This window comes from Serratia nevei (assembly GCF_037948395.1).
Classification (GTDB): domain Bacteria; phylum Pseudomonadota; class Gammaproteobacteria; order Enterobacterales; family Enterobacteriaceae; genus Serratia; species Serratia nevei.
Genome location: NZ_CP149940.1, coordinates 1,076,210 through 1,101,003, shown reverse-complemented (window position 1 = coordinate 1,101,003; position 24,794 = coordinate 1,076,210). Strand labels below are relative to the sequence as shown.

Genomic DNA, 24,794 nt, shown 5'->3' with positions numbered 1-24,794 from the left:
AATGTGCAAAAAAGCGGGCAAGCAAAAGGCGAGAAAAAGCGGGGAAAAATCGACAATGCGCCCCTAACGGTGCCGTTAAGGGCGCATATCTTCAGCTTTAGGCGGACAGTAACTTATTCATGCGGCGGATGAACAGGTTCGGATCCTCCAGCGTGCCGCGTTCAGCCAGCAGCGCCTGATCCAATAACAGGTCGATCCATTCGGCGAAATGTTCGTTATCGCCCACATCGGATGCTCGTTTGACCAACGCATGCTCCGGGTTAAGTTCGAAAATGTACTTCACCTCCGGCGCCTGCTGGCCGGCGGCGGCGAACAGCTTGGCCATCTGGGTGCTCATTTCGTCGGCGTCGGTTACCACGATCGCCGGCGTATCGGTCAGGCGGTGCGTCAGGCGCACATCCTTCACGCGCTCGCCCAGCAGGGTTTTCACGCGCTCGATGAAGGGTTCCAGCTGCTTCTCGGCGGCCTTCTGCTCTTCGGTTTCATCCGCCAGTTTATCCAGCGTTTCATCCGCTTTGCTGACCGACTGGAACGGCTTGCCGTCGAACTCGGTCAGGTAGCTCATCATCCACTCGTCGATGCGATCGGACAGCAGCAACACTTCGATGCCTTTCTTGCGGAACAGCTCCAGGTGCGGGCTGCTCTTGGCGGCGGCGTAGCTGTCGGCGGTGATGTAGTAAATCTTCTCCTGCCCTTCCGCCATGCGGCCGACATACTCTTCCAGCGACACGGTCTGCGCCGAGCTGTCGCCGTGGGTGGAGGCAAAGCGCAGCAGCTTGGCGATCGCTTCCTGGTTGCCGTTGTCTTCCGCCGGGCCCTCTTTCAGCACCAGACCGAACTGCTGCCAGAATTTCTGGTAGCCTTCGGCGTCGTCTTTGGCCAGCTTATCCAGCATCTGCAGCACGCGCTTGGTCAGCGCGCCGCGCAGGTTTTGCGTCACGCGGCTGTCTTGCAGGATCTCGCGCGACACGTTCAGCGGCAGATCGTTGGAATCGACCAGGCCACGCACGAAGCGCAGGTAGTTCGGCATGAACTGCTCGGCGTCGTCCATGATGAACACGCGCTGCACGTACAGCTTCAGGCCGTGCTTGTGATCGCGGTTCCACATGTCCCACGGCGCCTGCGCCGGGATATACAGCAGGCTGGTGTACTCCTGCTTGCCTTCCACCCGGTTGTGGCTCCAGCTCAGCGGATCGGTGAAGTCGTGAGCGATGTGCTTGTAGAACTCTTTGTACTCTTCGTCGGTCACGTCCGCCTTGCTTCGGGTCCACAGGGCCTGCGCCTTGTTGATCTTCTCCCAGGTGACGGTATCGTCTTCTTCGTTTTTGCTTTCGATCTCTACCGGCAAGGCGATGTGATCGGAATATTTGCCGATCACCGAGCGCAGGCGCCAGGCGTCGAGGTACTCATCTTCGCCTTCGCGCAGATGCAGGGTGATTTCGGTGCCGCGGGTCTCTTTGGTGATATCGGCGATGGTGTAGTCGCCTTCGCCGGCGGACTCCCAGAACACGCCTTCGTCATCGGCGGCGCCGGCGGCGCGGGTGCGCACGGTCACTTTGTCCGCCACGATGAACGCCGAGTAGAAACCGACGCCGAACTGGCCGATCAGCTGGCTGTCTTTCGCCTGGTCGGAACCGATGGATTCCAGGAACGCTTTGGTGCCGGACTTGGCGATGGTGCCGAGGTTTTCGATCACTTCTTCGCGGCACATGCCGATGCCGTTGTCGGCGATGGTGAGGGTGCGCTGCTCTTTATCGAAGGACAAGCGTACGCGCAGCTCGCCGTCGCCGGCGTACAGCTCTGGCGCGGACAGGGCGCGAAAGCGCAGCTTGTCGGCGGCGTCAGAGGCGTTGGAAATCAGCTCGCGCAGGAAAATTTCTTTGTTGGAGTACAGCGAATGGATCATCAAATGAAGCAGCTGTTTTACTTCAGACTGGAACCCGCGGGTTTCTTGACCTTTCATACTCATTGATTACCTCAAAAGACAATGGCTACCAAAATCGAACAATGAGGATCAGATGAGGGTCAGGGTCTTGTTTTTCAAGCGGACGGCGGGAGATTTTTGGCAAAAAAAAGACGGGGCCGAATGGCCCCGTCCGGGAAAACATCAGAACTTGATGGCGTGACGCCCGGCCAGCGAATGCGACAGTGTGGTGCCGTCGACCATTTCCAGCTCGCCGCCCACCGGCACGCCATGGGCGATACGGCTGGCGAGCACGCCATACTGGCCGCACATCTCGGCGATGTAGTTGGCGGTCGCTTCCCCTTCCACCGTCGGGTTGGTGGCGAGGATCACTTCGGTGATGCTTTCCTTTTCCAGCCGTTGCTCCAGGCGATCCAGACCGATATCGCCCGGCCCGATGCCGTCCAGCGGCGACAGATGGCCCATCAGCACAAAGTAGCGCCCGGCGAACTGGCCGGTCTGCTCGATGGCGTGGATATCCGCCGGGCTTTCCACCACGCAAATCTGGCCGTTTTGCTGACGACGCGGATTGGCGCAGATGGTGCAGATGTCCTGCTCGGTGAAGGTGCGGCAATCGGCGCAGTGGCCGATCTCCGACATCGCGCGCGTCAACGCCTGCGCCAGGCGCATGCCGCCGCTGCGATCGCGCTGCAGCAGCTGAAACGCCATGCGCTGCGCCGATTTCGGGCCGACGCCCGGCAGGCAGCGCAGCGCCTCCATCAGGGATTCAAGGAGCGGGCTGGTTTGCATCAGAACGGCATCTTGAAGCCAGGCGGCAACTGCATGCCGCTGGAGACGGAAGCCATTTTCTCTTTCTGGGTTTCTTCGATGCGGCGCGCGGCGTCGTTAAACGCGGCGGCGATCAGATCTTCCAGCATGTCTTTGTCGTCTTCCATCAGGCTAGGATCGATCTCCACGCGGCGGCAGTTGTGCGCGCCGTTGATGGTGACTTTCACCAGGCCCGCGCCAGATTCGCCGGTCACTTCCAATTTGGCGACTTCTTCCTGCATCTGCTGCATTTTTTCTTGCATTTGCTGGGCTTGCTTCATCAGGTTGCCCAGACCGCCTTTACCAAACATAGTCGTCTCTCGTCGCTAGGGCCGCGCACCTCGCGCGGCGTTTAAAGGGGGCGGATACTCTCTTCATCCAGATCCGCGTCGAAGAACCGGCACAGCGTCTGAATATGGGTATCCGCAACGATGGACTGGCGCGCCTGCGCCAGCTTTTCTTCATAGATGGCTTGTCGCCACTCCAGCGGGGTGCGCTCCGCCGGATTATCGTCCTCTATCACGGTCAGCTCGATCGGGCTGCCGTACAGCTCACCGAGCGCTTCGGCCAACGTCTTCTGCGCCGAAGGCGAATTCAGATGACGCTGCGAAGACCGCAGATGGAGGCAAATCTTGCCCGCTTCCGGCTGCTGCTTGAAGGCGTTCAACGCCAGCTGCTGCACCAGTTTCGGGATCTTCAGCCTGTCGATTTCCGCCGCCCAGGCGTCGCGCTCCAGCGACTCCACCACCAGCTTGGCGGCCAGCTCCGGCGTTTTCTCGTGCTCCAACGCCGTGCGCAGCGCTTTCGGCGTCGCCAGCGGTTCCGGCGCCGCTTCCGGCTCGGTCTGCGCGCGCCAGCGATAGGCTTCCGGCTTGGCCGGTTTTTCCGGCACCTTCTTCTCTGCCAGACGCTGCTGGCTACGCTCGGTCACGGAAGCCAAACGCCCCAGCGCCGAGTTTGCCGGCCGCGCTATTCCTGGCGCCGCCGGCTCATTCTTTTTTGGTGTGGATGCTCCCTGCTGCCGCTGCAGCTGGGACCGCGCTTTCAACAGCTGGGCGGTGGCATCCGGTAATGGGGTCGATGATTGTCGCGGTGGCGCGGCCGGCTGCCCTAGCGGCGGCGGCGCGTCCTGAAACTGCGGCGGCTGTTGCGCTGCGGCGGCCTGCGGCTGCGCCATCGGTGCCGGCGCGGTCTGCACCAACGCCACCGGCTCCGGGATCACCGCTTTCGGGTGAAACGCCAGCGCACGCAGCAGGGTCATCTCAACCCCCATGCGGCGATCCGGCGCATAGGCCAGCTCTTTGCGGCCCACCAGCAGCGTCTGGTAGTAAAGTTGCACATCGGCCGGCGGCAAAGTGCGTGCCAGCTCGCGCAGCCGTTGTTCCACGGCGGCGTAGTGGTTGTCGAGCATCGAAGGCAGCAGCTGCACCATCGCAATGCGGTGCAGCAGCGCCAGTGTCTCCACCAACAGGTTTTCCCAGTCCACGCCGCGCGAAGCGGCCTGCGCGACCTGCGCCATCACCTTTTCGCCGTCGGCGCTGACCAGCGCTTCGAGGATCGCCAGCGGCTGCTCGTCATCGAGCGTGCCGAGCATCTGGCTGACGGTGGCGGCGGTCACCTGCCCCTGCCCCATGGCGATCGCCTGATCGGTCAGGCTCAGCGCATCGCGCATGCTGCCGTCGGCGGCGCGCGCCAGCAGCTGCAGCGCACGGGCGTCGCTGGTGATCTGCTCCGCCGTCAGCACCGTTTCCAGCTGCTGGCGGATCTGATCGACGTCCAGCGCCTTGAGGTGGAACTGCAGGCAGCGCGAGAGAATGGTCACCGGCAGCTTTTGCGGATCGGTGGTGGCCAACAGGAATTTGACGTGCGGCGGCGGCTCTTCCAGCGTCTTCAGCAACGCGTTGAAGCTGTGGCGCGAGAGCATGTGCACTTCGTCGATCAGGTAGACCTTGAAGCGGCCGCGCGCCGGCGCGTACTGGGCGTTGTCCAGCAGATCGCGGGTATCTTCCACCTTGGTTCGGGAAGCGGCGTCGATCTCGATCAGATCGACGAAGCGCCCCTGCTCGATCTCGCGGCAGTTGTCGCATTGGCCGCACGGCGTGGCGGTGATGCCGGTTTCACAGTTCAGGCCTTTGGCCAGCAGGCGCGCGATGGTGGTTTTCCCCACGCCGCGGGTGCCCGAGAACAGATAGGCGTGATGGATCCGCCCCAGCGAGAGGCCGTTGGCCAGCGCGGTCAGGACATGTTCCTGGCCGACCACGTCTGCGAACGTTTGAGGGCGCCACTTACGGGCGAGAACCTGATAGCTCATTAATACCGGAGAAGTCGAGGAATCTGGAGGGTCATGCTAACACAGCCCCGCGGCGATCCGCGAGGCCGTTGTGCCCAAGGGGCGATGCCGCCTCAATGGCCGGCGAAGTCCACCAGGCAGTAGCAGTCGATGCCCAGCTTGTTCAGACGCGCTTCCCCGCCCAGATCCGGCAGGTTGATGATGAACGCGGCGTCTTTCACTTCACCGCCCAGGCGGCGGATCAGTTTGGTGGTCGCTTCGATGGTGCCGCCGGTCGCCAGCAGATCGTCCACCACTAGCACTTTGTCACCCGTGGTGATGGCGTCGGTGTGGATCTCCAGCTTGTCGGTGCCGTACTCCAGCTCATAGCTTTCGCTGAGCGTGGCGCGCGGCAGTTTGCCCGGTTTGCGTACCGGCACGAAACCGACGCCCAATGCCAGCGCGACGGGCGCGCCGAACAGGAAACCACGCGCTTCGGTACCCACCACCTTGGTCACGCCCGCTTCGCGATAGCGCTCAACCAGCAGCTCGATGCTGGCGGCGTAGGCCAACGGGTTTTCCAGCAGGCTGGTCACGTCGCGGAACAGGATGCCCGGCTTCGGATAATCCGGGATGGTTTTGATACTGTCTTTAATAAACTGAAGCTGCTGCGCAGTAGCGGTCATAATTGTTGCCTGATAAAACTGCCTGAAAACCGGCGCGCCGCTCACCCACCGCCCCCGGGTGAAACACACCGGAGAAGAAATGGCAGGCGATCCGCGCACGAAAACGCCCAAATCTATGCAAACTGGCGGACAAATGCAACTCTCCCCTGCATCTTTCAACCCGCAGCGTTGTTGACTGCGCGCATTCCCCCCGGTCACTTACCTAAGTAAGCTCCCGGGGATGCCTGCGTTTGTCGCCTGGCTGCGGCTTGAAAGCTATTGGGGAGTTTAAGGCACAATCAGCGCTGTTTTTGTTGCGACAGGTCAATAACCGGCAGGCGCAGCATAAAGGTCAGCAAAATGGCCAGCATCAGCAGCAACAGCCCGCGCACCCACCAGATTTTCACCAGCCACAGCGAACAGGCGAAGGTGAGCACGATCACCAGCACCGCCTTCCATTTCGCCCCCGGCGGCAGCGCGCGATGCTGCTGCCAGTGGCGCAGGTAGGGACCGAACCAGGAGCGGTGCAGCAGCCAGTGATGAAAGCGCGGCGAAGAGCGGGCGAAGCACCAGGCGGCCAACAGCAGGAACGGCGTGGTCGGCAGCAGCGGCAGCACCACGCCCAACGTTGCCAGCACCACCGCCAGCCAGCCTAAAATGATCAATAACCCACGCGTCATACGGCTCTTCGCTCCTCAATCGGTTGCCGCCTACTGTAGCATCGGCGCCGCGCCGGCGGAATATGCGTGCGGCGCTTGTTTCACGGCAGGATCGCGGGCAAGCTTACGCCTGTTGAAATCAAGAGGGAGCTTATGTGAGCACTCAGCGTCTATTACAGGTGTTGGCACAGCAGATCGCGGCGCTGGCGGCCGAAGTGACCCCGCGCGGCGATGTGCCAATCCCGCAGGCGCGCTTCGACGCCGCCCTGTTCGCCAATCGCGGCACGCGGCTGCGCGACTACCTGGCCGAGGTGGAGAAGAATTTCGCCCAGCTGCAAAGCGCCGCTAATGACAGCCGCACCAGCCAGGTGGCTTTTCTGGCCGAAAAACTGGTGGCTCAGATCGCCGCCCTGCAGCGCGAGCTGGCAACCCAGGCGCTGCGGCGCAAGAACCAGCCGAAAGAAGCCCCCGAGGCCGATCTGTACCACAAGCTGGCAGAGCATCAGGACTACGAACGCCGGCTGATCGGCATGATTCAGGATCGGGAAAGCCTGCTGGGGCGCCAGACCACGCTGGCGGCGCAGCAAAAGCTGCAGCACGAGCTGGCGGCGCTGGAGGGGAGACTGATGCGCTGCCGCCAGGCGCTGGCGCGCATCGAACGCAATATCGAGCGCAAAGAAAACGGTTTTTGAAGATTTATCACAATATTTTAATGATTATTCCCGGTTGCGCGCCGGGTTCACTATACTCTGCCGGTACGCGAGTTATTCATCCCATTAATTAATATAAGCGCAGGTGCTATGTCTCTGGAAAACGCGTCACCCGAACTGCAGCTGGCGGTAGACTTGATTTACCTGCTGGAGTGCAACGAGATCGATCCGGCCACCGCGCTGGCGGCGCTGGATATCGTCAAACGGGACTATCAGGAAAAGCTGCAGCGCGCCGGCGTCACCTCTCCCTATCTGCCTGCCGGACAGTAACCCGGGACAGCACCGCTGTCCCTATCGTTTTTCAACGCTTATCAGCCCGCCGTCTGGCCGCCGTCATCCGGCGACAGCGTTCTTTTCACTTCCTGCACTTCGTTGCCCTGCTGGTTATGCAGATACACCTCCAGCTGGTTGAAAGCGATGTCGATGTCGTTTTCCCGACACAAACGATCGATTGAGCGGTTCAGCTCGTCCACGGTGTAGCTGCGATCGCGCAGTTCGCGCACATACAGCCGCAGCTCGTGATCCAGCGTGCTGGCGCCGAAGTTGAGGAAGAACACCTGCGGTTCGGGATCGGTCATCACCCGCGGGTTGTCATGCGCCGCCTGCAGCAGCACCTTTTTCACCTTGTCGAGATCGGAACCGTAGGCCACGCCCACCTTGATCAGCACGCGGGTGATGGTGTCGGACAGTGACCAGTTGATCAACCGCTCGGTGACGAACGCCTTGTTCGGAATGATCACCTCTTTGCGATCGAAGTCGGTAATGGTGGTGGCGCGAATGCGGATCTTGCTGACCGAACCGGAGAAGGTGCCGATGGTGATAGTATCGCCGATGCGGATCGGGCGTTCGAACAGAATGATCAGGCCGGAGACGAAGTTGGCGAAGATTTCCTGCAGGCCGAAGCCCAGCCCGACCGTCAGACCGGCGGCCAGCCATTGCAGTTTGTCCCAGGAGACGCCCAGCGATCCCAGCGCAACCACGGCGCCCACGGCGGTGATCAGGTAAGTGAGCACGGTGGTGATGGCATAGGATGCCCCTTGCCGCAGCTGCAGCCGCGACAGCACCACCACCTCCAGCAAACCGGGCAGGTTGCGGGTGAGCACGTAGGCGACGATCACCGCGGCGACCGCCACCATCATGTTGCCCAGCGTCACCGCCTGCGACACGCTGCTGCCCGCCACGGTGCTGGTGTAATGCCACAGCGTGATGCTGTCCAGGTAAGCGATGACCGTCACCAGATCCGACCAAATGGCGTAGAAGGCGCTGGCGAAGATAGCAAACAGCACTAGGGTGGTCAGACGCAGCGACTGCTGGTTGATCTGATCGAGCGCCAGCGGCGGCTCTTCCACCACGGCTTCACCGCCTTCGGCCCCCTCCTTCGCCACGTTTTGCCGCCGCGCCAGCGCGCGCCGGTAGGCCAGACGCCGCGCCGCCACGCTCAGGCCGCGCAGCGCGGTCAGGTACACGATATTCCACAGGAAGAACAGATACAGGCTGTCTATCCAACGGCTGGCCAGCCGCAGCGTGGTATAGAAGTAGCCGGCGAACATCAGCCCCAGCAGGATCAGCGGCGTGGCGGCGAGCGCGGTGACCACCACCAGCCGCACGGCGTGCGAGCCCTTTTCACGCCAGCTGTCGCGGCACAGCGGGAACACCAGCACCGTGAGCAGCGCCAGCGTCAACATCACCACGATCTGGCCGATGACGTCCTCCACCAGGCGCAGCGGCGCTTTTTCGCCCAAGACCGACCAGAAGATCAGCGGCTGCAGCGCCAGCCCCAGCCGCAGCGTCTGGCGGCGGTAATGTGCGCACAGGTTGGCGCCGAAGTTAAAATGCCGCTCGGCGATGCCGCCCGGTTTCAGCATGCGGTAGCTGAAACCGAATACCAGCCATGACAGCGCCAGCTGCTGCGACAGCGCCCAGATAAAGTCGCTGATGCCGAAGTCCGCGCGATACATCCAGAAACCGACGCCGAGCAGCAGCGCGGCGCCGGGCAACACCTTCAGCAAGGTCAGCGCGATGGCCTTCGGCGTATGCAGTTGGCCATCGCGTTTAAGCTGCCCCACGTCGTTGGCCAGCTTTTGCAGATGGCCGTCGATCAGCCGGTAGCGCCAGCGCAATAGCCCGATCGCCAGCAGCATCGGGATCAGGAACACCAGCGCATTCAAACCGCCCTGCAATAACTTGCCGCCATCGAATTTGATATCGAGCCCGGCGAGCTGATCGCGCACCGCCTCAGGCATCGCCTTCAGCCACGCCAGATCGACCGGCTTGTTGCTGTTGACCCAGAAAATCTGCTGGGTCAGCGTATCCTGCAACGAACCGTAGACGCTGGTCAGCTGCTGCTGGTTGATCTGCAGGTTGATCGATAATGACAGCTGGTTGCTGAGCTGCTTGTTCAGCTGATCCAGCAGCTCGCGGCGCATGTCGACAATTTCGTTCAGCGCATCGATCACTTCCGGGCCGGCCTTTTCCTTGCTTTCGGCCACCAGCTGATTGATGTAATCCTCCCCCTTGAACAGATCGTCGCGTTGCTGATTGATATCGAACTGCTCCAGCCGCAGATCGGCGATGCGCGTGTCTATATCCGCCAGCAGCGTGCCCTGCGGCAGGCTCTGCTGCTGCTGATACAGAATGCGCGACAGCACCAGGCTGCCCTTCAGAACCTGAATCTGCTCTTTCAGGTTACGTTCCGCCTGCAGACCGCGATCGAGCCAGTTTTTGACCCGAATATTCTGCTGGAACAGGGTGTTGCTCTCTTCGGTGGCGGCGATCAGCTGCTGGCTCAGCTGGCGGTTGACGTCCAGCTGCTTGCTGACCAACTGATCGTGCTGGATATCGGTGGCGTCTTCCGGGTTCTGCGCCTCTTTGGCGGTTTTTTCAGACAGCGTCAGGCGCTTGCTGTTGACGAGCTCCTGCAGCAGCTGCACCGACCGATCCAGCGCGTCGATATGCGCCGTGGTGTAATCGCGCTGTTTTTGCAGCAGATCTTGTAGCGTGGTATTGGCTTCCAGGCTCTTGCGCTGCAGCTCCAGCTGCGCGTTGAGCAGCGCCTGTTCGGTGTTCAGCATCACCTGCTGGCTGTTGCGCAGCGAATCTTGCCCCGGCGTCTGGCCGCTGAGCTGGCTGCGGATCTCCTGCAGACGCTGCGAAGCGGCGTACATGGTGCTCTGCACCCGTTCAGGCTGGGTTTGCAGCGACACCAGTTGGCTGTTGTAGGTGGAGAGGCTCTCCTGCGCGCTTTGCAGCTCGTCGAGCGTTTGATACAGCCGGCTTTCCAGCTGGCGCAGCGACAGCGGCAGCAGCGCGGCGCGCGCGGCCGCGTTGTCCGTCGGCCGCTTCAGCGCATCCAGTTCGGCGGTGACCTGATTGAGCTTCGCCGGCGCCTGCTGCACCTGCTGTTTAAGCTGTGCGGCGTCCTGCCGGTTGCGCTCGATGGCGTCCAGCAGCTCCAGCGTACGGGTTAAATCCTGTTGGGAGAGCTTTTCGACCGGCGTCAGGGCTTTTTGCTTGTTCAGCGTTTCCAGCTGGCTTTGCACTTCGCTGCGCTGCGGCAGATCGCCGTTCAGCGCCGCCTGTGCCGGCAAGCAGCACGCAAAAATCAGGAAAAGGAGTGTCGCGGCGGCGATGCGCCGCCGGCATGCGCCGACAAACGTGAGCGGCGCCAGAGAAGGCAGAGTCAACCAGCGATGCATGATTTGGCTTCGGATCGGTAAAGAAGCCTGAAGATTATCACGATCGCCGGCGGGCAACGAACAACAAAAGCGTTGCCGGTGATGTCCCGTTGTCGCGAAATCAGAAAGTCAGCACTTTCTCCGCCGCCAGCGTCCACTGCGCCAGCTCGACCAGCGTGCCGATCGCTACGCCGTCCGCCAGCGGCAAGCGGCTGACGCCGCGCGCGTCGGCGCAGGTCTTGCACAGCTTGACCGGCACCTGCTGCGCGGTGAGGATCTCCAGCATCTGCTGCAGGTGATACCCTTCGTGCGGCTGCTGCCCGGCCAGCCCGGCCACCACCGCGTCGGACATCAGAAACAGCCGCAGGTCGAGGCTACTCTGCTGCTCTTTCATGGCAATGGCCAACCGCAGCGCATTGAACAAGGATTCATGGCCATAGGCGGCGCCATTGGCGATGAGAACGATGGATGACATGAAATCTCTCCTTATAAAGGAAGGCGGTCGGCGTCAGGCGTCGCCGCATCGGGTTTGAGGCGCAAGGTGGGGCAAAACTGCAGCATCTCCAGAAACGCATCCACCAGCGCTTCGGCTTCGGCCCGCAGATCGAAACTTTCCGGCATAAACAGCCAGTTTTCCATCAGGCCGGTGATATAACCGCGCAGGATGATCGCCGCACGGCGGGTATGTAAATCGGCGGGCAATTGCTCGTGGTGAATGCAGTTATACAGCACCGCTTCAATGCGTTCGTAGCCGGCGAGGTACAGCACCTTGCGCGAATCCAGCAGCGGCATCATTTCACCGACAAACTCGCATTTGTGGAATATAATTTCCATCAACGCCCGTCTACGGCCGTCTTCAACCGTAGACGTCAGAATGTAAATCAGAATTTCTCGGATAACCCGCAGTGGATTATCGGGAAACTTTGCCTGATACTCTGTTTCGAGCTGGTCAATTTTCGGCTCGGTAGATTCCCAAACTTCATTAAACAGGTCTACCTTATTCTTGAAGTGCCAGTAGATGGCTCCACGCGTAACCCCGGCAGCGGTGGCAATATCTGTCAGTGACGTTGCAGCAACGCCACGTTCAGAGAACTCTCTCACCGCAGCATCAAGGATTTGCTGTCGGGTTTCTTGCGCCTGCTGTTTGGTTTTTCGTGCCATGGCATTGTTATTTAGGGGGAGTGTGATTTACATACATTCGCGAATGTATGTACCATAGCACGCACATATAATTAACGCAGCAATGGGTTTTAAAGCTTGTGATCCATTGATCATTTTGAAATCGGACACTTGAGGTTTTTCTATGAACAAAAACAGAGGGTTAACGCCTCTGGCGGCCGTTCTGATGCTTTCAGGCAGCTTAGTGCTAACAGGATGTAACGATAAAGAAACCCAACAGCAAGGCGCCCACCAGCAGGCTCCTGAAGTGGGCGTGGTGACCTTGAAGGCCGAGCCTCTCAACATCACTACCGATCTTCCTGGCCGTACCGCTGCGTATCGTATCGCCGAAGTTCGCCCTCAGGTCAGCGGCATCATCCTGAAGCGCAATTTCGTTGAAGGCAGCGATATCAAGGCCGGGACGTCCCTGTACCAAATCGATCCCGCCACCTATCAGGCCAGCTACGACAGCGCAAAAGGCGATTTGGCCAAAGCACAGGCCAGCGCTTCCATCGCGCGCGTGACGGTAAACCGCTACAAGCCATTGCTGGGTACCAGCTACATCAGTAAGCAGGACTACGACAACGCCGTCTCCACGCTGCAGCAGGCGGATGCCGCCGTGGTGGCCGCCAAGGCCGCCGTGGAAACCGCGCGCATCAACCTGGCGTACACCAAGGTGACCTCCCCGATCTCCGGCCGCATCGGCAAATCCGCCGTGACCGAAGGCGCGCTGGTCAGCAACGGCCAGGCGACCGCCCTGTCTACCGTGCAACAGTTGGATCCGATGTATGTCGACGTCACCCAGTCGAGCACCGACTTCCTGCGCCTGAAGCAAGAACTGGCCAGCGGCGCGCTGAAGCAGGAAAACGGCAAGGCCAAGGTGAAACTGATGCTGGAAAACGGCGCTGAATACGCGCAGGAAGGCACGCTGGAATTCTCTGACGTCACCGTCGATGAGACCACCGGCTCCATCACCATTCGCGCCCTGTTCCCTAACCCGAACGATACGCTGTTGCCGGGCATGTTCGTGCGCGCCCGTCTGGACGAAGGCGTGCGCAGCGATGCGCTGCTGGTGCCTCAGCAAGGCGTTACCCGCAACCCGCGCGGCGACGCGACGGCGTTGGTGGTCGGGGCAGACGACAAAGTTGAGCTGCGTACGCTGAAGGCAGACCAGGCGATTGGCGACAAATGGCTGGTTACCGATGGCCTGAAAGCCGGCGATCGCGTGATCGTCTCCGGCCTGATGAAAGTGCATCCGGGCGCGCAGGTAAAAGTGCAGGAAGTTGACACTCAGGCGCAAAAACAGCCGCAGTCTGAAGCGCAGAAGTCATAAAAAGGAGCCTGTAATACATGGCTAAGTTCTTTATAGATCGCCCAATTTTCGCCTGGGTAATCGCCATCATCGTCATGTTGGCGGGGGTGCTTGCAATAATGAAACTGCCTATCGCGCAGTATCCCACTATTGCACCGCCGGCGGTGAGCATTTCCGCCAACTACCCGGGCGCAGATGCCAAAACGGTGCAGGATACCGTCACGCAGATTATCGAACAGAACATGAACGGTATCGATAACCTGATGTACATGTCCTCCACCAGTGATTCCTCTGGTAGCGTCACCATTACCCTGACGTTTGATTCCGGCACCGATCCTGACATCGCGCAGGTTCAGGTCCAGAACAAACTGTCGTTGGCCACCCCGTTGCTGCCGCAGGAAGTTCAGCAACAGGGCCTGAAAGTAGAAAAATCCAGCAGCAGCTTCCTGATGGTGGCCGGCTTCGTTTCCGACGATCCGAACATGACTCAGGACGATATTGCGGACTATGTGGCGTCCAATATCAAGGACCCGATCAGCCGTTCGTCCGGCGTGGGTGAAGTGCAGCTGTTCGGTGCCCAGTACGCGATGCGTATCTGGCTGGATCCGAACAAGCTGAACAACTACCAGCTGACGACCACGGACGTGACCTCCGCCATCACCGAGCAGAACAACCAGATCGCCGCAGGCCAGCTGGGCGGCCTGCCGCCGGTGCCGGGGCAGCAGTTGAACGCCTCGATCATCGCGCAGACCCGTCTGACTTCGCCGGAAGAGTTCGGCAAGATCCTGCTGAAGGTGAATACCGACGGTTCCCAGGTGCGCCTGCGCGACGTCGCTCACATCGAGCGCGGCGCGGAAAGCTACGCGGTTACCGCTCGCTATAACGGCAAGCCTGCCGCCGGTCTGGGTATCAAACTGGCTACCGGTGCCAACGCCCTGAACACCGCCAAAGGTGTGAAAGACGAGTTGGCCAAGATGGCGCCATTCTTCCCGCAAGGGATGAAAGTGGTTTATCCGTACGACACCACCCCGTTCGTTAAAATCTCCATCAACGAAGTGGTGAAAACGCTGATCGAAGCCATCATCCTGGTATTCCTGGTGATGTATCTGTTCCTGCAGAACTTCCGCGCGACGCTGATCCCAACCATCGCGGTGCCGGTGGTACTGCTGGGGACCTTTGCGATCCTTGCGGCGTTCGGCTTCTCGATAAACACCCTGACGATGTTCGGCATGGTGTTGGCGATCGGCCTGCTGGTGGATGACGCCATCGTGGTGGTGGAAAACGTCGAGCGCGTCATGTCCGAAGAGGGGCTGCCGCCGAAAGAAGCGACCCGTAAATCGATGGGCCAGATCCAGGGCGCGCTGGTGGGTATCGCCATGGTGCTGTCGGCAGTATTCGTGCCGATGGCGTTCTTCGGCGGTTCAACCGGCGCCATCTATCGCCAGTTCTCGATCACCATCGTGTCCGCGATGGCGCTGTCGGTGCTGGTGGCCTTGATCCTGACGCCGGCGCTGTGCGCCACCATGCTCAAACCGATCCCGAAAGGCGATCACGGAGTTAAAACAGGCTTCTTCGGCTGGTTTAACCGCATGTTCGAGAAGAGCACGCATCACTATACCGACAGCGTGGGCAACATCCTGCGCAGCACCGGCCGCTATCTGATCATCTACCTGCTGATCGTGGTTGGCATGGGCCTGCTGTTCCTGCGCCTGCCTTCCTCGTTCCTGCCGGACGAAGATCAGGGCATCCTGTTGACCATGGTGCAGCTGCCTGCCGGCGCCACCGAGTCCCGCACCAACAAAGTGCTGGAAGAAGTCTCCGACTACTTCCTGAACAAGGAAAAGGACAACGTGGTTTCGGTGTTTACCGTCGCGGGCTTCGGCTTCAACGGTAACGGCCAGAACAACGGCCTGGCATTCGTCAGCCTGAAAGACTGGGGCGAGCGTCCAGGGGCCGGGAACAAGGTCGAAGCGATCGCAGGCCGTGCCATGGGCGCGTTCTCGCAGATTAAAGAAGGCCTGGTGTTCCCGTTCAACCTGCCGGCGATTATCGAACTCGGTACCGCAACCGGCTTCGACTTCGAGCTGATTGACCAGGGCGGCCTGGGGCACGAGAAACTGACCGAAGCACGTAACCAGCTGTTGGGCATGGTTGCTCAACATCCGGACGTGCTGGTTGGCGTGCGCCCGAACGGCCTGGAAGATACGCCGCAGTTCAAACTGATCGTCGATCAGGAGAAAGCCAAGGCGCTGGGCGTCAGCATCACCACCATCAACAGCACGCTGAGCACCGCCCTGGGTGGTTCGTACGTCAACGACTTCATCGACCGCGGTCGTGTGAAGAAAGTGTACGTACAGGCCGAGGCGCCGTTCCGTATGCTGCCGGAAGACATCAACAAATGGTACGTGCGCGGTACGAGCGGCCAGATGGTGCCATTCTCCGCCTTCTCTTCGGCGAAATGGGAATACGGCTCACCGCGTCTGGAACGCTATAACGGCTTGCCGTCGATGGAAATTCTGGGCCAGGCCGCACCGGGCAAGAGTACCGGTGAAGCGATGAACCTGATGGAACAGCTGGCGTCCAAACTGCCAAGCGGCATCGGTTACGACTGGACCGGCATGTCCTATCAGGAACGTCTGTCGGGCAACCAGGCGCCGGCGCTGTACGCCATCTCGATTCTGGTGGTGTTCCTGTGTCTGGCGGCGCTGTATGAAAGCTGGTCCGTGCCGTTCTCGGTCATGCTGGTATTGCCGCTGGGGGTTATCGGTGCGTTGCTGGCCGCGACGATGCGCGGCATGAACAACGACGTGTACTTCCAGGTGGGGCTGCTGACCACCATAGGCCTGTCGGCGAAGAACGCCATCCTGATCGTGGAATTCGCCAAAGACCTGATGGAGAAAGAAGGCAAAGGCCTGATCGAAGCGACGTTGGAAGCGGTGCGTATGCGTCTGCGTCCAATCCTGATGACGTCTCTGGCCTTCATCCTCGGGGTTCTGCCGCTGGTTATCAGCAGCGGTGCAGGCTCCGGCGCACAGAACGCGGTAGGTACCGGCGTAATGGGCGGGATGATCACCGCCACCGTCTTGGCGATCTTCTTCGTACCGGTGTTCTTCGTGGTGGTTCGCCGCCGCTTCAGCAAGAAGAACGAGGACCTGGAACACAGCCATCCGGTAGAGCACCACTGATCGCTCAGTGATGTGAGCTCCACCCGATAATCGAAAAGGCCGCGCATGCGGCCTTTTTCTTTTGCTTCAGTTGCTTAATGCAAACCGTTCTCATTAATTCACTCTTGTGTGCAATTTGCGCTTGATCGTGATGCCAGGTCGGCGCATAATTATTGTTATAGTATAACATTACACGAGAGAGCCATTATGAAACCCGGCATCCACCCCGATTACCGCACCGTGGTCTTCCACGACGTCAGCGCCAATGCCTACTTCAAAGTGGGATCGACCATCAAAACCGATCGCACCATCGAACTGGACGGCGAAAGCTGGCCGTATGTCACCCTCGACGTCTCTTCCGCTTCGCACCCGTATTACACCGGCAAGCAGAAAGACTATTCCAAAGAAGGCAGCACGGCGCGCTTCCAGCAGCGCTTTGGCCGCTTTATCGGCAATAAGTAACAAGGAACCCCCATGCAGGTATTGAGTTCATTGCGTTCGGCGAAAAATCGCCACCCGGATTGCAAAGTCGTGCGTCGTCGTGGCCGCATCTATGTGATCTGTAAAAGCAATCCGCGATTCAAAGCGGTACAGGGACGTAAGAAAAAGCGTTAACTCCAAAGTGTCATCTGTCGCAAAGCCCCGTTGCTGCTCAACGGGGCTTTTTTTATGGCGAGAAAGTGCCTGTAGGCCGTCCCCCGCCGGCAGGCGGGGGCGGAGATTACTTCATGCTGTTCAGCAGCGCGTCGACATTGTGCTTGAACGCCTGCTCATAGGTGGCCGCCGGGCCGCCCGCGCGGGAGAGCGCTTCAGGGTACAGCTCGCCGCCCGCCTTGGCGCCGGTGGCGGCGGCAATCTGTTTCACCAGCCGCGGATCGGTCTGATTTTCGATAAAGTAAGCGTTAACCTTTTCCTGCTTGATCTGCTTGATCAGGCTCGCCACGTCGCTGGCGCTGGCTTCTGCCTCGGTGGAAAATCCGACCGGGGCAAGGAAGGTGACGCCATACTCTTGCCCAAAGTAGCCAAAAGCATCATGACTGGTCAGCACCTTACGTTTCTGTGGCGGTACTGCCGCGAACTGGGTTTTGGCCCACAGATCCAGCTTTTGCAGCTGCTGAATATAGTCGGCTCCGCGCTGACGAAAATAGTTGGCATCCTCGGGATCGGCGGCAATCAGGGCATTCATCACGTTGGTAGCGTACTGTACGCCGTTTTTCATGCTGTTCCAGGCGTGAGGATCGGTAATCGGTTTGCCGTCCTCTTCCATCTGACGAGTACTGATCCCCTGTGAAGCGGTGATCACCTGCCCTTTATAACCCGAGGCGCTGACCAGGCGATCAATCCACCCTTCCAGCCCCAGGCCGCTGACGAACACCACATCAGCCTGAGCCAGCTTCTTGCCGTCCTGCGGCGAGGGCTCGAAGCTGTGCGGATCACCATCCGGCCCCACCAGCGTGCTGACCTTGACGTGATCGCCGCCCACCTGTTTGACGATATCGCCCAGAATGGAAAAGCTGGCGACGGCGTCAACGGTCTTCGCCATCGCCCATGGGCTGGCCAGCAGAGCAGCGACCGCCAGCGATATAGGTAAACGTTTCATACTTTCTCCTTGCAAATGGCACTTCTCAACGGCGCACGAAGGCGCAAATGCCTCCGCGCGTTCCAAACAGGATCGAGACGAAAAAGATGACGCTGGCGCTGAGCACGATCGCCGGGCCGGCAGGCAGCGAAGCGTAATAGGACCACACCAGCCCAATCACGCTGGAAAGCGCGCCGATGCCCATCGCCGTCGCCAGCGTCTGCGGCAGATTGCGCGCCCAGAAGCGCGCGCTGGCGGCGGGCAACATCATCAGCCCCACCGACATTAAGGTGCCAAGGATCTGGAATCCCGCCACCAGATTGACCACCACCAGCGCCAGAAACAGGCCGTGGATCAGCGCCAAGCGGCGCGGCGCGTTGACGCGCAGAAAAGTCACGTCGAAGGATTCGATCACCAACGCACGATACAGCGCCGCCAGCGCCAGCAGCGAAACCGAGGCGATCGCACCGACCATCACCATGGCCTGTGCATCCACCGCCAGAATCGAACCGAACAGCACGTGCAGCAGATCCACGCTGGAACCGCGCAGCGAGACCAGCGTGACCCCCAGCGCCAACGACCCCAGATAGAACCCGGCGAAGCTGGCATCCTCTTTCAGCGGCGTGCGGCGGCTCACCAGGCCGGACAGCATCGCTACCGCCAGCCCGGCAATAAAGCCGCCCACGCCCATCGCCACCAGCGACATGCCGGAGATCAGATAGCCGATCGCCGCGCCCGGCAACACCGCGTGTGACAAGGCATCCCCTACCAGGCTCATGCGGCGCAGCAGCAGAAACACGCCCAGCGGGGCGGCGCTGAGCGACAACGCCAGGCACGCCATGAGCGCGCGGCGCATAAAACCGAAAGAGAGGAAAGGATCGATAAGCGCATGCCACAGCATCATGGCGACACCGCCCGCAGATCCGGCTGCCGTTCAGTGGCGTGATACCTCGGCACCTGCTCCAGCACTCGCTCGGCCGCGCCCCAGTGGCAAGCCTGCGGCGTCAGCAACAGCGCCTGCGGAAAATGCTCGGCAACCATCGACATATCGTGCAGCACGGCGATCACCGTTCTCCCCTGCCGGTGCAGCTGCGCAATCACCTGCAGCAAAATTTGCGTGGTGGCGCTGTCGATGCCGGTAAAAGGCTCATCCAGCAGGATCAGCGGCGCCTGTTGGACCAGCAGGCGTGCAAACAGCACTCGCTGCAGCTGGCCGCCAGACAGCTCGCCCACCGGGCTGTGCGCCAGCGCACTCATGCCAACGTTCGCCAGCGCCTCATTGACCTGGCTCGCCGCACGCTTGTTCATGCCGCCGAACATGCCGCTTTGCGGCCAACAGCCCATCGCCACCAGATCGCTCACCGCGATGGGGAACTGCCGGTCCAGCTCCGCCTGCTGCGGTAAATACGCTCTGCGCGGTGGCTTTCCGCCGCTAAAACTCAGGCTGCCTCCCAACGGCGGCAACAATCCGGCGAAGGTTTTCAGCAGCGTCGACTTACCTGCCCCGTTGACGCCCACCACCGCAGTGAGCGATCCGGCGGTAAACTGCCCGCTCAGCGGCGGGAAAAGCGGCGTGGCCCCATAGCCAATCGCCAGCTGACGCAAGGTAATCATGGCAGCGACACCGCCCAGAAAATGCCGAGCCACAGCAGGGCTAGCAGCGCAACGGCCCCCGCACAGCGCACGGCAGCGGAGGTGGTAAACAGCGAATTCAGTGACGACGCGGCGTCATGTTGTGAAGAGGGAGTCAATGTCGTGATCAACGCGATGAATTAATGGTTATAATATAACATCACACTCACTGCGACGTCTCAAGCTCTGCCGTGCCAATTAATGCAACGGAACGTAACAGCCCCGCGCAGCGCGCTCTCCCCCCCGCCACGTTCCCCCTTATCAACCTCAGGGATATTCCCGTTCGACAGAAATGTTGGCATAGGGTAAAGAACGGCGGTAAATCGAAAAATTTACCGACGAGGCCGGAAAAGGAGTAAGATAAGCAGATAACATTGCTGTTGGCCGAGATTAATGCTTGTTACCCTTGCCTGTAGCCTGGAAGTGAACGCACTTTCTGTTAAAAAATTAAAGAAAGTGATTAATGACAATATAGCGGAGTTAGTGCCGGCGCTGACCAGCGGACTCAGTTTTTATTCTGAAAGCGCACGCTATGCCGAGGATTCATTAGAAATACTTGATATAGTGCCACAAGGTGACGGCGGTTATTCAATGAGTTATCGCTATAAGTGGGGCATTTTTAATGCCTGTCTGGATATCAACAGCGAGGATATCATCAACGACAGCGTCCGGTTTCGAGTGACGGCGCGGGGTTTAATCTTCGACATCATTGATAACTCACGTCCATCAACTGCGGATGAATTGTAAGTTTACGTAATAACTGCAGGCCAAACGCGAAAAAATGATTTATATTCATTTTACGGAAAGTTTATTTAACCACCGTTAAGCTGCCTCCGTTCATGATGTAAATCAGCTTACTCACATAGTGTTATCACACCGCAATTAAGACTTACGGAGGGGATGATATGGATGAGTATTCGCCTAAGCGACACGACATTGCTCAGCTCAAATTCTTGTGCGAAAATTTGTATGATGAAGGCATCGCGACCCTGGGAGACAGCCACCACGGGTGGGTCAACGATCCGACATCCTCCGTCAACCTGCAGCTTAATGAGTTGATCGAACATATCGCTTCGTTTGTGATGAGTTATAAAATTAAATACATGGACGAATCAGACCTGTCGGAGTTAGTCGAAGAATATCTCGACGATACTTATACGCTGTTCAGCAGCTACGGTATCAATGATTCCGACCTGCGCCGCTGGCAAAAGACCAAGGCGAGATTATTCAGAATGTTCTCAGGAGAGGACATCTGTACGACAATGAAAACTTAGGGGATAATTATTCCCGAGCTATTTTACGGTTATTAAACTAAAAGGCCACCATGACTAAAACCGACTATCTGATGCGTTTACGTAAATGCACCACGATTGATACTCTCGAACGTGTTATTGAGAAAAATAAGTACGAGCTTTCCGATGATGAACTGGAGCTGTTTTACTCAGCGGCCGATCACCGTCTGGCGGAGCTCACCATGAACAAACTGTATGACAAAATCCCCACCTCCGTTTGGAAATATGTCAGGTAATCAGACCCCAACGCGTTGAGCCGATGCTTTTATCGGCTTCAATGTCCACGTTGAATACGTATTTTTCCTATTGACAATGAAATGTTAATTACGTTCATCTTTATCGTTAATAATAAATAGACACACTTCTCTGTTCCTGTTCGGGGTATAACGCGATTAACGCGTGATGACTCTCGCCCCTGCTTTACGGCCACCAGCGTAACGGCCATGCCGCCAACTCCCCTATGCTCCTCGCGGCCACGCCGCCGCACTGCCTCCGGGCGGCGTGATCGCCCCGTAAAATCAGAGCATGCGGCGCAAAATCGCCTGCCGGGCAAAACAGTGGTGTTTAATCACCGCCGCGACGTGCAGCACGATCATGGCCGACAGCGCGATACACGCATAACGGTGCACGGCGAAAAAGAAGCGGTTAACGTCGAGATTTGCAATCGGGCGTGGGAAGTCAATCGCGCCGAAAACGGCAAAGCCGTGCTCCAGCATGAGGAATCCGCTGAGCAGCACCACGAAAATCAGCAGGTAGAATATTTCGTGCAGCAAATGCACCAATCCCTTCTGGTGCCCTTGCAACATATCGCCATAGGGCACCTTCGGCCGGAAAAAGCGCCAGATAAAGCGCGCCGCCATCAGCGGTGTCAGCACCAAGGCCAACGACATATTGGTCACGGAGAAAAAAGCGAAGATGCGCGCATCCGTCATAAAATGCAGCGAATAACCAACGATCATTACGTAGATCATGACCGCGGCAATGCCCCAATGCAGTAACCGACTAAAAAGATCGTAACGGGCAGGTTCGTGTGACATAAAACTCCTTGAAAAGCGGCCATCGCTGGCCGCTTGGCTATCCGATTTACGCTTACTTTTTCAGGATCCAGGCATCCTGCCAGTTGGATCCCACGCCCGGCTCATAATGAGTCGCGCCGCTGTTCCACTGCATGCAGTAACCGCTGTAAGGGAAAGGTTTGCACTGATACACCTTACCGTTCTTCGGCTGCAGCACCGTGGTGCCGGCGGTGTATTTACTCAGCTCGTTCGGGAAGACGAAGTTGTAGTCGCCGTTGCCGCCACCGCCGGTGGAGTCTGCTTCCAGGTTGAAGTTTTCGATATCAGGCTGAATGCTCTGCCCGTTGTCGTTGCTGGCGATCACTTTCAGCATGTGGTGGCCTTCGCTGACGTTGGTCAGCGCGATGGTCAGCGGCTGGCTGGCGTCTTCCAGCGTCTCTTTCACATAGCCTTTCTCCGTCTGGCCGTGATCGTAAACGCGCGCTTCAACCGTCAGCTTGCCTTTGACCTCGGCATTGAAGGTCAGCTGGGCTTTACCGTCCTTGATCTTGGTGCTGGACAGATTGCCGATGCGGATCTCCTCGGTAATGGCCGGCGTTTCTTCCTCATAGGAGATCACTACGCTCTTCATCGGGCTACCCTGCTTGGCGAAGACCGCGTTATTGCCGAATACCGGGTTGACGTTGCCTTTGCCGTCTTTCACTCCGGCGCGCACCGTTTTCTGCTCGACGTTGATCTTGGTTGCCAGTGCGTGGCTCCAGCGGTTTTTGTCGGTCAGCGCCTCGCTGTCGATCGCCAGCTCGGTTTTCATCGCCAGCACTTCGCCGCTCGCGTCGAAGAAGCGAGCGATCACTTTATCGCCAACCTGCAGGTTTTTACCGGTGAGGGATCCCTGCAGCTGCTTGCGCCATTCGGATACGACGCCGTCGTCCTCGAAGTTGACGTCAACCACCTGATAGAAACTGTTCACCGTGTCATTGATTTCCCACACGCCGTAAATCACCTGATAGCCGGTTCTCTCCGGCACCACGCACTGGTGCACTTCGCGATCTTTTGGCGCCTGAGCATGGCCATCAACCTCGCAGAACGGCTCTTTTTCGAAAGCCTCGCGCGACAGCGGCTTGTTCACGTCCCAGTCTTGTTTGGTGATGTAGTAACGCCAGTTATTGGTTTTGTGCTTGGCGGTGTGGTACCAGGTGAACGTCTGCGGCCCCGGCTTCATGGTGTTCAACGCCCAGACGTTGACGCCCTGGCGATCCAGCGGTTCGAAGCCATTAACCCCGCCGCTGGCCAGCTGGCCGTCGAGCGGCGTAGCGCCGCCAGGGAAGCCGGAAATCTGCTCAACGCTCTGCGGTTCCCACTGCGCCCGGCCGCAGTCGGTGTTGCTGCCCAGCTTGCACTTGTAGGCGCGGCTTTCGGGAACTTCGATATACCCATGCGACCAGGCGGCCGACGAGGCAGCAAGCGTTGCCATCATCAGGGCGATTTTGGATAATTTCATTACGACTCCAGTTAAATTTATTGGATTCCAACTGAGTGAGAAGAAACTCAAAGAGATGCGGCGATACCGCGAGAGGAATAATAAGTAGAAGCCCTGAACGCCCGGCACTTAGAATGCATTAAAATAATAAAACCTAATACGGCCAAGATATTAAATGGCATGACAAACGTTTAAAATAATCCGGAAATCGCGAAGCGCCGCCTTGCGGCGAAAGAAATAAGCGCACCGTTCCTATTCCACAGAGAGAATAACGTGACATTGAAAAATATCGCCGCAGCGGTCTTGGCCTCCCTGCTGCTCTCCGGCTGCCAGCACGCCGCCAAATCGGCCCCTGACGCCGCCGCCCAACGCGACCAGCTGTCGTCGCTGGTCGGCGCCGGCTTGTTTTTGAGAGAGCGTTGCAATCGCGCCGACATCCCGGCCGACGATAAGCTCACGGCGGCGGCGCTGCAGGAAGCAGAGAAAAAAGGGTGGTCGCCGGCGCTCAATCGCGCCCAGTTGCTTGCTGCAGGTCAACGCGTCGCCGCACAGCTGGCGGCCGACGCCACGCCGCTGCAGGAGAAGTGCAGCGAATTCAATCGGTCACTGGCGCCCTTTCTAGCCCAGCTCCGTTAGCCCCCCAGCGGCAGCGCAAACCATTGGCAGGCCACCGCGCCTGCGCCCGCCGTCGCCAGCCCCGGCCCGAAAGGCAGGGGCTGAGTTCCATCACCGCCGCGCCATACGCGCAGCAACAGCCACAGCAGGCTGCCGGCGGAGGCAAACAGCAGGATCGACGGCAAAGCGGCATACCCGCCCCAGGCGCCAAGCGCCGCCAACAGTTTAAAATCGCCGTATCCCAGCCCCTCGCGGCCGGTCGCCAGACGAAATGCCCAATACAGCAGCCACAGCGTCAGATAGCCCGCCATCGCGCCGACCACCGCCGCCGGCAAAAAGGCCGGGTGCGCCAGGCAATGCCACAGCAACCCGCCCCACAACAGCGACAGCGTCAGGCAATCCGGCAGGAGTTGGCGCTCGCTGTCAATCGCCGCCAGCGCCAGCAACAACGCAACAAACGCCAGCATGAAAAACCAATCAACCCCGATGCCGAGACGCCAGGCCAGCATGATTCCCATCAGCATCAGAAATAACTCCACCAGTGGATAACGCACGGGAATAGGGCTGCAGCAATAACGACAGCGGCCACGTAACAGCAGCCAACTTAATAATGGAATATTATCGAACGCCGATAATTGTTTTATGCATGACGGGCAAAATGAACGCGGCCAAACGAGATCAAATCGCTCGGCCTGCGTTGTTTCTATTTCACGCTCAAGCATGATAGGCAGCCGATAAACGACCACGTTAATAAAACTGCCGACGCACAGACTCAACACGGCGCTAAATAACAGCCAGTGTTCATCCGCCGCCGCGTTTAGGGCGAATAGCATGATTT

25 protein-coding genes and 1 other annotated feature are annotated in these 24,794 nt (G+C 59.1%); of the genes, 10 read left to right on the top strand and 15 right to left on the bottom strand.

The features are described from left to right. Positions 1-97: 97 nt before the first annotated feature. From htpG to V8N38_RS05175, 6 genes are all read right to left on the bottom strand, one after another. The gene (gene htpG / locus V8N38_RS05200; RefSeq protein WP_187181532.1) at positions 98-1,963 is read right to left on the bottom strand and encodes a molecular chaperone HtpG; all 1,866 of its coding nucleotides are present in this window, start codon (positions 1,961-1,963) and stop codon (positions 98-100) included. 144 nt (positions 1,964-2,107) lie between these two features. Beyond that, positions 2,108-2,713, bottom strand: coding sequence for a recombination mediator RecR (recR, locus tag V8N38_RS05195; RefSeq protein ID WP_025301791.1), 606 nt, complete (start codon positions 2,711-2,713; stop codon positions 2,108-2,110). Beyond that, positions 2,713-3,042, bottom strand: a complete 330-nt coding sequence (locus V8N38_RS05190) for a YbaB/EbfC family nucleoid-associated protein (RefSeq protein ID WP_025301790.1) — start codon at positions 3,040-3,042, stop codon at positions 2,713-2,715. The genes recR and V8N38_RS05190 overlap by 1 nt, the downstream gene beginning before the upstream one ends. 41 nt (positions 3,043-3,083) lie before the next feature. Continuing rightward, a complete protein-coding gene (gene dnaX, locus V8N38_RS05185) occupies positions 3,084-5,042 on the bottom strand; it encodes a DNA polymerase III subunit gamma/tau (protein ID WP_147839405.1) in 1,959 nt (652 codons plus the stop codon). Continuing rightward, positions 3,687-3,751, bottom strand: a sequence feature (DnaX frameshifting element). Its footprint overlaps the gene before it by 65 nt. A 92-nt stretch (positions 5,043-5,134) precedes the next feature. Next, a complete protein-coding gene (apt, locus tag V8N38_RS05180) occupies positions 5,135-5,686 on the bottom strand; it encodes an adenine phosphoribosyltransferase (protein ID WP_087763293.1) in 552 nt (183 codons plus the stop codon). Between the two features lie 278 nt (positions 5,687-5,964). Further along, positions 5,965-6,345, bottom strand: a complete 381-nt coding sequence (locus V8N38_RS05175; protein WP_019454167.1) for a DUF454 family protein — start codon at positions 6,343-6,345, stop codon at positions 5,965-5,967. A gap of 134 nt (positions 6,346-6,479) precedes the next feature. Between V8N38_RS05175 and priC the strand changes: the two genes are divergently transcribed. Both priC and rsmS read left to right on the top strand, forming a co-directional pair. Further along, a complete protein-coding gene (gene priC / locus V8N38_RS05170; RefSeq protein WP_038875000.1) occupies positions 6,480-7,016 on the top strand; it encodes a primosomal replication protein PriC in 537 nt (178 codons plus the stop codon). 108 nt (positions 7,017-7,124) lie between these two features. Next, a complete protein-coding gene (rsmS, locus tag V8N38_RS05165) occupies positions 7,125-7,304 on the top strand; it encodes a pleiotropic regulatory protein RsmS (RefSeq protein WP_016928837.1) in 180 nt (59 codons plus the stop codon). Positions 7,305-7,345: 41 nt separating this feature from the next. Here rsmS and mscK read toward each other — a convergent pair whose 3' ends face one another. From mscK to acrR, 3 genes are all read right to left on the bottom strand, one after another. Beyond that, positions 7,346-10,729 carry a mechanosensitive channel MscK gene (mscK, locus tag V8N38_RS05160; protein ID WP_087763292.1) on the bottom strand — a complete coding sequence of 1,128 codons (3,384 nt, stop codon included), beginning with the start codon at positions 10,727-10,729 and terminating at the stop codon, positions 7,346-7,348. Positions 10,730-10,829: 100 nt separating this feature from the next. Continuing rightward, complete coding sequence (locus tag V8N38_RS05155) at positions 10,830-11,183, bottom strand: DsrE/DsrF/TusD sulfur relay family protein (protein WP_033647269.1); 354 nt, start codon at positions 11,181-11,183, stop codon at positions 10,830-10,832. Between the two features lie 11 nt (positions 11,184-11,194). Next, a complete protein-coding gene (gene acrR, locus V8N38_RS05150; protein ID WP_049235198.1) occupies positions 11,195-11,869 on the bottom strand; it encodes a multidrug efflux transporter transcriptional repressor AcrR in 675 nt (224 codons plus the stop codon). Between the two features lie 142 nt (positions 11,870-12,011). Between acrR and sdeX the strand changes: the two genes are divergently transcribed. From sdeX to ykgO, 4 genes are all read left to right on the top strand, one after another. Next, the gene (gene sdeX, locus V8N38_RS05145) at positions 12,012-13,199 is read left to right on the top strand and encodes a multidrug efflux RND transporter periplasmic adaptor subunit SdeX (RefSeq protein ID WP_049199912.1); all 1,188 of its coding nucleotides are present in this window, start codon (positions 12,012-12,014) and stop codon (positions 13,197-13,199) included. 17 nt (positions 13,200-13,216) lie between these two features. Beyond that, positions 13,217-16,363, top strand: a complete 3,147-nt coding sequence (sdeY, locus tag V8N38_RS05140) for a multidrug efflux RND transporter permease subunit SdeY (RefSeq protein ID WP_060423439.1) — start codon at positions 13,217-13,219, stop codon at positions 16,361-16,363. Between the two features lie 186 nt (positions 16,364-16,549). Beyond that, the gene (locus tag V8N38_RS05135; protein WP_004940303.1) at positions 16,550-16,804 is read left to right on the top strand and encodes a type B 50S ribosomal protein L31; all 255 of its coding nucleotides are present in this window, start codon (positions 16,550-16,552) and stop codon (positions 16,802-16,804) included. A gap of 12 nt (positions 16,805-16,816) precedes the next feature. Further along, complete coding sequence (ykgO, locus tag V8N38_RS05130; RefSeq protein ID WP_004940304.1) at positions 16,817-16,957, top strand: type B 50S ribosomal protein L36; 141 nt, start codon at positions 16,817-16,819, stop codon at positions 16,955-16,957. Positions 16,958-17,063: 106 nt separating this feature from the next. Here ykgO and V8N38_RS05125 read toward each other — a convergent pair whose 3' ends face one another. From V8N38_RS05125 to V8N38_RS05115, 3 genes are read right to left on the bottom strand one after another with little or no spacing between them, the layout of a single operon-like run. After that, positions 17,064-17,942, bottom strand: coding sequence for a metal ABC transporter substrate-binding protein (locus V8N38_RS05125; RefSeq protein WP_147839404.1), 879 nt, complete (start codon positions 17,940-17,942; stop codon positions 17,064-17,066). Between the two features lie 25 nt (positions 17,943-17,967). Further along, positions 17,968-18,825 carry a metal ABC transporter permease gene (locus V8N38_RS05120; protein ID WP_060440564.1) on the bottom strand — a complete coding sequence of 286 codons (858 nt, stop codon included), beginning with the start codon at positions 18,823-18,825 and terminating at the stop codon, positions 17,968-17,970. Further along, positions 18,822-19,535, bottom strand: a complete 714-nt coding sequence (locus V8N38_RS05115; protein ID WP_060423430.1) for a metal ABC transporter ATP-binding protein — start codon at positions 19,533-19,535, stop codon at positions 18,822-18,824. Before V8N38_RS05115 ends, V8N38_RS05120 begins: the two co-directional genes overlap by 4 nt. Before the next feature lie 411 nt (positions 19,536-19,946). Here V8N38_RS05115 and V8N38_RS05110 point away from each other — a divergent pair, with 411 nt between their 5' ends. The 3 genes from V8N38_RS05110 (at position 19,947) to V8N38_RS05100 (ending at position 21,081) form a co-directional block, all read left to right on the top strand. Further along, entirely contained in the window at positions 19,947-20,300 is a 354-nt protein-coding gene (locus V8N38_RS05110; protein WP_060423427.1) for a hypothetical protein, read from the top strand. Between the two features lie 158 nt (positions 20,301-20,458). Then, complete coding sequence (gene tomB, locus V8N38_RS05105; RefSeq protein ID WP_004940312.1) at positions 20,459-20,827, top strand: Hha toxicity modulator TomB; 369 nt, start codon at positions 20,459-20,461, stop codon at positions 20,825-20,827. 50 nt (positions 20,828-20,877) lie between these two features. After that, positions 20,878-21,081, top strand: a complete 204-nt coding sequence (locus tag V8N38_RS05100; protein ID WP_004940313.1) for an HHA domain-containing protein — start codon at positions 20,878-20,880, stop codon at positions 21,079-21,081. A 282-nt stretch (positions 21,082-21,363) separates the two neighbouring features. Here V8N38_RS05100 and V8N38_RS05095 read toward each other — a convergent pair whose 3' ends face one another. Both V8N38_RS05095 and gbpA read right to left on the bottom strand, forming a co-directional pair. Next, the gene (locus tag V8N38_RS05095; RefSeq protein WP_047728667.1) at positions 21,364-21,882 is read right to left on the bottom strand and encodes a cytochrome b; all 519 of its coding nucleotides are present in this window, start codon (positions 21,880-21,882) and stop codon (positions 21,364-21,366) included. 52 nt (positions 21,883-21,934) lie between these two features. Further along, positions 21,935-23,362, bottom strand: a complete 1,428-nt coding sequence (gene gbpA / locus V8N38_RS05090) for an N-acetylglucosamine-binding protein GbpA (RefSeq protein ID WP_060423422.1) — start codon at positions 23,360-23,362, stop codon at positions 21,935-21,937. A gap of 252 nt (positions 23,363-23,614) precedes the next feature. Here gbpA and gspS point away from each other — a divergent pair, with 252 nt between their 5' ends. Next, a complete protein-coding gene (gene gspS, locus V8N38_RS05085) occupies positions 23,615-23,977 on the top strand; it encodes a type II secretion system pilot lipoprotein GspS (RefSeq protein ID WP_060423419.1) in 363 nt (120 codons plus the stop codon). Here gspS and V8N38_RS26075 read toward each other — a convergent pair. After that, the gene (locus tag V8N38_RS26075) at positions 23,974-24,789 is read right to left on the bottom strand and encodes a prepilin peptidase (RefSeq protein WP_147839403.1); all 816 of its coding nucleotides are present in this window, start codon (positions 24,787-24,789) and stop codon (positions 23,974-23,976) included. The two genes, gspS and V8N38_RS26075, sit on opposite strands and share 4 nt — an antisense overlap. Positions 24,790-24,794 lie beyond the last annotated feature (5 nt).